The sequence below is a fragment of the Dapis hubbardiae BLCC-M172 genome, assembly GCF_050016015.1.
Classification (GTDB): Bacteria; Cyanobacteriota; Cyanobacteriia; order Cyanobacteriales; family Microcoleaceae; genus Trichodesmium.
On sequence record NZ_JBNHEQ010000290.1, the window covers coordinates 1 to 1,274 of the forward strand.

The window sequence follows — 1,274 nt, forward strand, 5'->3', positions numbered from 1 at the left end:
CTCCATCCTCTATACTCCAAGGCTCCTTACCTTTATCTCCCCAAGTAGCGATCGCTTTATCAAGTCCAGGTACTAAGTTCTTAACCGCGTCAGGTGCTTGTTTCCAGAGTTTTTTGATAGCTCGGCGACCGTGCAAAAGTGCGTATTTGATGCCTATTTGTAGCCCGGTTTGGATGCCTTGATAAGCAAAATTAGAAACATTCTGTAAAAGCTCTTGCCTTAACTCCGGTTTAAGTTGCCAGACTAAAGCCATAGTCCGAATATTAATCCGAACTTTAGGAGGACTAGCCAACCCCCCGACGGCTATAGTTGCAATTTGTCTACCAATAAAATTCCCGGCTGGTTCATAGAGGTTGTCTATGGCAGTCTGAATTTCTTTGAGCAAAGTATCATCTGAAACTTGCAGGTTAAAGCTGTAAAGTTGCTCGGCCACAGTTAAGATGCCAGTTGCCAACCCCCCAAGAGTTGAACCAGCAACTAGGGTTCCCCCCAACCCTAAAGTCCCCACAGCAGCACTAATTCCCCCAGTTACCCAACCAACAACTGCACCACCAGTTAAAAGTAAGCCACCACCAGCTAAACCAGCAGCAATAGTTCCCGCAGTAGCAGCAACTGGATCATCTTTTGCCCACTGATTAAATATTTTACCAAATGTACCATTGGCAATGCTTTCAACAACTGCTTTACCACCTTGCACTACTCTACTAGCAAAATTACCAGCACTAGCAATTGGCTTTTTCATCCAATCAACAACCGGGCTAGCAGCTTTAGAAAACCATCTTAAATCTACTTGAGAATTTCCAGTAATTGCTGTACTTAAAGTTGTATCTGAAATAAAAACCATAGTAAATTTTATTTTTTCTTATTTTTACCAACGCCACCAGCACCACCAGCACCAGGAACATTGACCTCTACAGCTCTTTCAGTAGATATTTTTTTAAGTTTTGGCGCGGTTTCCTTATCAACAGGTTGCTGGTTTTTTCCCTTGGGAGCCATGCCTTGAAAATTATTTTCTAATTGCTTATCGTAAGCTGCTAAACTTTCTCCATCTGTACCAAGGGCGTACTTCATATCAGAAACCATCAATCCACGCTCTGCATACTGCTGAACAATCTCTCCTTTAAGTCTAGTTTCAAGTAAATCAGCTAAAGCTTGAACTTTTTCTTCTGGAGTTTTAGGGTTAGATGTTTGACTAGCATTAGCTAAGTTAGGTTTTCCATAAGGTTTGATTTTGTGGGCTTTGAATCCCATAGCCTATTACTCCATCCATTCCA

The 1,274-nt window shown here is 41.9% G+C and carries 2 protein-coding genes; both read right to left on the minus strand.

The genetic code is table 11. The features are described 5' to 3' along the window. The coding region (locus tag ACP6PK_RS26830) for a hypothetical protein (protein WP_426564212.1) at positions 1-844 on the minus strand (844 nt) is incomplete at its 3' end. Positions 845-852: 8 nt separating this feature from the next. Next, on the minus strand, positions 853-1,251 hold the full coding sequence (locus ACP6PK_RS26835; RefSeq protein WP_426564214.1) for a hypothetical protein: 399 nt from the start codon (positions 1,249-1,251) through the stop codon (positions 853-855). Positions 1,252-1,274 lie beyond the last annotated feature (23 nt).

Bases quoted from the DNA above. Each gene is read 5' to 3' on its own strand.
- ACP6PK_RS26835 (WP_426564214.1), bottom strand. From the start codon at position 1,251: ATGGGATTCAAAGCCCACAAAATCAAACCTTATGGAAAACCTAACTTA.